The sequence below is a fragment of the Herbaspirillum rhizosphaerae genome (assembly GCF_001189965.1).
In the GTDB taxonomy this organism is placed as follows: Bacteria; Pseudomonadota; Gammaproteobacteria; order Burkholderiales; family Burkholderiaceae_D; genus Herbaspirillum; species Herbaspirillum rhizosphaerae.
In genome coordinates, this window is the sequence record NZ_LFLU01000036.1 from 1 (window position 1) to 5,453 (window position 5,453).

At 50.9% G+C, this 5,453-nt stretch carries 2 tRNA genes and 3 rRNA genes; all 5 read right to left on the bottom strand.

The features are described 5' to 3' along the window. Nucleotides 1-22: 22 nt before the first annotated feature. Nucleotides 23-135 (bottom strand): 5S ribosomal RNA (rrf, locus tag AKL25_RS23495). Nucleotides 136-281: 146 nt separating this feature from the next. Continuing rightward, nucleotides 282-3,153: ribosomal RNA gene (locus AKL25_RS23500) — 23S ribosomal RNA — on the bottom strand. Between the two features lie 294 nt (nucleotides 3,154-3,447). Further along, a tRNA-Ala gene (locus AKL25_RS23505) sits at nucleotides 3,448-3,523 on the bottom strand. Between the two features lie 8 nt (nucleotides 3,524-3,531). Further along, nucleotides 3,532-3,608, bottom strand: a tRNA-Ile gene (locus AKL25_RS23510). A gap of 115 nt (nucleotides 3,609-3,723) precedes the next feature. Then, nucleotides 3,724-5,256 (bottom strand): 16S ribosomal RNA (locus AKL25_RS23515). The 16S, 23S and 5S rRNA genes sit together here with 2 tRNA genes alongside, the layout of an rRNA operon. Between the last annotated feature and the right edge of the window lie 197 nt (nucleotides 5,257-5,453).

Here is a 5,453-nt window from a genome sequence, read left to right on the forward strand (position 1 = left end):
TGGGGCTTGAGCTTAATTAATAGCCTGACGATGACCTACTTTCACACTGGTTGCAGCACTATCATCGGCGCGAAGTCGTTTCACGGTCCTGTTCGGGATGGGAAGGGGTGGTACCAACTTGCTATAGTCATCAGGCATAACTTGTAGTGTTGCTTGGGTCCAATTGGAACTAGGATGGCCAAACAACGCAATCTGGGAAGAAGTAAATTTTATCTTTGGGTGTGATGTGCCGATCGAGGCAAACACATTATTAACTCTAAAGCTATAACAGCTAATGTTATAGGGACAAGCCACACGGGCAATTAGTATCAGTTAGCTTAACGCATTACTGCGCTTCCACACCTGACCTATCAACGTCCTGGTCTCGAACGACCCTTTAGGGGAGTTAAACTCCCGGGAAGTCTCATCTCAAGGCGAGTTTCCCGCTTAGATGCTTTCAGCGGTTATCTCTTCCGAACTTAGCTACTCGGCAATGCCACTGGCGTGACAACCGATACACCAGAGGTTCGTCCACTCCGGTCCTCTCGTACTAGGAGCAGCCCCCTTCAAACTTCCAACGCCCACGGCAGATAGGGACCAAACTGTCTCACGACGTTTTAAACCCAGCTCACGTACCACTTTAAATGGCGAACAGCCATACCCTTGGGACCGGCTACAGCCCCAGGATGTGATGAGCCGACATCGAGGTGCCAAACTCCCCCGTCGATATGAACTCTTGGGAGGAATCAGCCTGTTATCCCCAGAGTACCTTTTATCCGTTGAGCGATGGCCCTTCCATACAGAACCACCGGATCACTATGTCCTACTTTCGTACCTGCTCGACTTGTCAGTCTCGCAGTTAAGCACGCTTATGCCATTGCACTATTAGCACGATGTCCGACCGTACCTAGCGTACCTTCGAACTCCTCCGTTACACTTTGGGAGGAGACCGCCCCAGTCAAACTGCCTACCATGCACTGTCCCCGATCCGGATAACGGACCAAGGTTAGAACCTCAAACAAACCAGGGTGGTATTTCAAGGATGGCTCCATAGAGACTGGCGTCCCTACTTCAAAGCCTCCCACCTATCCTACACAGATTGGTTCAAAGTCCAATGCAAAGCTACAGTAAAGGTTCATGGGGTCTTTCCGTCTAGCCGCGGGTAGATTGCATCATCACAAACATTTCAACTTCGCTGAGTCTCGGGAGGAGACAGTGTGGCCATCGTTACGCCATTCGTGCAGGTCGGAACTTACCCGACAAGGAATTTCGCTACCTTAGGACCGTTATAGTTACGGCCGCCGTTTACTGGGACTTCAATCAAGAGCTTGCACCCCATCATTTAATCTTCCAGCACCGGGCAGGCGTCACACCCTATACGTCCACTTTCGTGTTTGCAGAGTGCTGTGTTTTTATTAAACAGTCGCAGCCACCTTTTTATTGCAACCCGTTTGTCCTCCTGGCGCAGGCCAGTCAAACTACTAGGGCGTACCTTATCCCGAAGTTACGGTACAAATTTGCCGAGTTCCTTCTCCCGAGTTCTCTCAAGCGCCTTAGAATACTCATCTCGCCCACCTGTGTCGGTTTGCGGTACGGTCTCGTTAGACTGAAGCTTAGAGGCTTTTCTTGGAACCACTTCCGATTGCTTCGCGAACAAGTTCGCTCGTCCCATACCCTTGAATTACGCTGCCGGATTTGCCTAACAGCCTTCTCTGATACAGGAACCGGGACATCCAACACCCGGACAACCTTCCGCGATCCGTCCCCCCATCGCATCTAACGACGGTGCAGGAATATTAACCTGCTTCCCATCAGCTACGCATCTCTGCCTCGCCTTAGGGGCCGACTCACCCTGCTCCGATGAACGTTGAACAGGAAACCTTGGGCTTACGGCGTGGAGGCTTTTCACCCCCATTATCGCTACTCATGTCAGCATTCGCACTTCTGATACCTCCAGCATCCTTTACAAGACACCTTCGCAGGCTTACAGAACGCTCTCCTACCATATGCTTACGCATATCCGCAGCTTCGGTGACTGGCTTAGCCCCGTTACATCTTCCGCGCAGGACGACTCGATCAGTGAGCTATTACGCTTTCTTTAAAGGATGGCTGCTTCTAAGCCAACCTCCTGACTGTTTTAGCCTTCCCACTTCGTTTTCCACTTAGCCAATCTTTGGGACCTTAGCTGGCGGTCTGGGTTGTTTCCCTCTTGACGCCGGACGTTAGCACCCGACGTCTGTCTCCCAAGCTCGCACTCATCGGTATTCGGAGTTTGCAATGGGTTGGTAAGTCGCGATGACCCCCTAGCCATAACAGTGCTCTACCCCCGATGGTGATACTTGAGGCACTACCTAAATAGTTTTCGGAGAGAACCAGCTATTTCCAAGTTTGTTTAGCCTTTCACCCCTACCCACAGCTCATCCCCTAATTTTTCAACATTAGTGGGTTCGGACCTCCAGTGCGTGTTACCGCACCTTCATCCTGGCCATGAGTAGATCACTTGGTTTCGGGTCTACACCCAGCGACTGAACGCCCTATTCGGACTCGATTTCTCTACGGCTTCCCTATTCGGTTAACCTTGCCACTGAATGTAAGTCGCTGACCCATTATACAAAAGGTACGCAGTCACCCCTTACGAGGCTCCTACTGTTTGTATGCACACGGTTTCAGGATCTATTTCACTCCCCTTCCGGGGTTCTTTTCGCCTTTCCCTCACGGTACTGGTTCACTATCGGTCGATTACGAGTATTTAGCCTTGGAGGATGGTCCCCCCATGTTCAGACAGGATTTCACGTGTCCCGCCCTACTTGTCGCAAGCTTAGTTCCACACTAATGATTTCGTGTAAGGGGCTATCACCCTCTATGGCCGGACTTTCCATTCCGTTCCACTATCAAAAATGCTAAATCTTGCAGGCTGGTCCCATTTCGCTCGCCACTACTTTGGGAATCTCGGTTGATTTCTTTTCCTGCAGCTACTTAGATGTTTCAGTTCGCCGCGTTCGCCTCACAGACCTATGTATTCAGTCAGTGATACCCTTGCGGGTGGGTTTCCCCATTCGGAAATCTGCGGATCAAAGCGTGTTTGCTCGCTCCCCGCAGCTTATCGCAAGCTACTACGTCCTTCATCGCCTGTAATCGCCAAGGCATCCACCATGTGCACTTATTCACTTGTCCCTATAACGTTAGCCTCTCTTCCGAGAGATCGTTATAGAGCTTTTTGAGTTTAGCGTTTGCCGTATTGCCAAAGTAAGTCTTCTAATTGCTAAGATCACTTCGTAATACTTTGATTGATACAATCACACCCATCAACTTCGCATGCAAGGATCGAAATCCTGGCATTCGTCGTTGACGAATTCTTTACTTCTTCCAGATTGTTAAAGAACAAAAACAGCTATTGATCGCTAAAAGACCAAACCTAAATCCACACGCGCTTTCTCAGCTCTCGTGCGACTTAGGTTTGACGTTTCTTGGTGGAGGTTGACGGGATCGAACCGACGACCCCCTGCTTGCAAAGCAGGTGCTCTCCCAGCTGAGCTAAACCCCCGAAACTCTTGGTGGGTCTGGTTGGGCTCGAACCAACGACCCCCGCGTTATCAACACGGTGCTCTAACCAGCTGAGCTACAGACCCGCTTGGATCAGTAATCAGCAGTCAGCCAGCAGACTACTGCCGCCGCAACCGATATAACTGTTCTTCTTTACTAACAGACGATAAGTGTGGACGCTTAACTTCATGCGCACTCTAGAAAGGAGGTGATCCAGCCGCACCTTCCGATACGGCTACCTTGTTACGACTTCACCCCAGTCACGAACCCTGCCGTGGTAATCGCCCTCCTTGCGGTTAGGCTAACTACTTCTGGCAGAACCCGCTCCCATGGTGTGACGGGCGGTGTGTACAAGACCCGGGAACGTATTCACCGCGACATGCTGATCCGCGATTACTAGCGATTCCAACTTCATGTAGTCGAGTTGCAGACTACAATCCGGACTACGATACACTTTCTGGGATTAGCTCCCCCTCGCGGGTTGGCGGCCCTCTGTATGTACCATTGTATGACGTGTGAAGCCCTACCCATAAGGGCCATGAGGACTTGACGTCATCCCCACCTTCCTCCGGTTTGTCACCGGCAGTCTCATTAGAGTGCCCTTTCGTAGCAACTAATGACAAGGGTTGCGCTCGTTGCGGGACTTAACCCAACATCTCACGACACGAGCTGACGACAGCCATGCAGCACCTGTGTTACGGTTCTCTTTCGAGCACAGCCAAATCTCTTCGGCCTTCCGTACATGTCAAGGGTAGGTAAGGTTTTTCGCGTTGCATCGAATTAATCCACATCATCCACCGCTTGTGCGGGTCCCCGTCAATTCCTTTGAGTTTTAATCTTGCGACCGTACTCCCCAGGCGGTCTACTTCACGCGTTAGCTGCGTTACCAAGTCAATTAAGACCCGACAACTAGTAGACATCGTTTAGGGCGTGGACTACCAGGGTATCTAATCCTGTTTGCTCCCCACGCTTTCGTGCATGAGCGTCAGTGTTATCCCAGGGGGCTGCCTTCGCCATCGGTATTCCTCCACATATCTACGCATTTCACTGCTACACGTGGAATTCTACCCCCCTCTGACACACTCTAGCCGTGCAGTCACAAATGCAATTCCCAGGTTGAGCCCGGGGATTTCACATCTGTCTTGCACAACCGCCTGCGCACGCTTTACGCCCAGTAATTCCGATTAACGCTTGCACCCTACGTATTACCGCGGCTGCTGGCACGTAGTTAGCCGGTGCTTATTCTTCAGGTACCGTCATTAGGCAAAGATATTAGCTTCACCCGTTTCTTCCCTGACAAAAGAGCTTTACAACCCGAAGGCCTTCTTCACTCACGCGGCATTGCTGGATCAGGCTTGCGCCCATTGTCCAAAATTCCCCACTGCTGCCTCCCGTAGGAGTCTGGACCGTGTCTCAGTTCCAGTGTGGCTGGTCGTCCTCTCAGACCAGCTACTGATCGTAGCCTTGGTGAGCCTTTACCTCACCAACTAGCTAATCAGATATCGGCCGCTCCAGGAGCATGAGGTCTTGCGATCCCCCACTTTCATCCATAGATCGTATGCGGTATTAGCTAATCTTTCGACTAGTTATCCCCCACTCTAGGGCACGTTCCGATATATTACTCACCCGTTCGCCACTCGCCACCAGGAGCAAGCTCCCGTGCTGCCGTTCGACTTGCATGTGTAAGGCATGCCGCCAGCGTTCAATCTGAGCCAGGATCAAACTCTTCAGTTCAATCTCTGTTTTGCCATTGCTGGCTGGTTCTTTCGAACCGGTCACTCACTCAAAATACTGACAGATAATTTCTTACCTATATTTCTTTGTGAGCGTTTAAATATTTAAAGTTTCCAGACCCGAAAGTCTGTCGCACTTCGTTAAACGCCCACGCTTATCGACTGTTAATTTTTAAAGAACCTTGACTGCTTCGCATC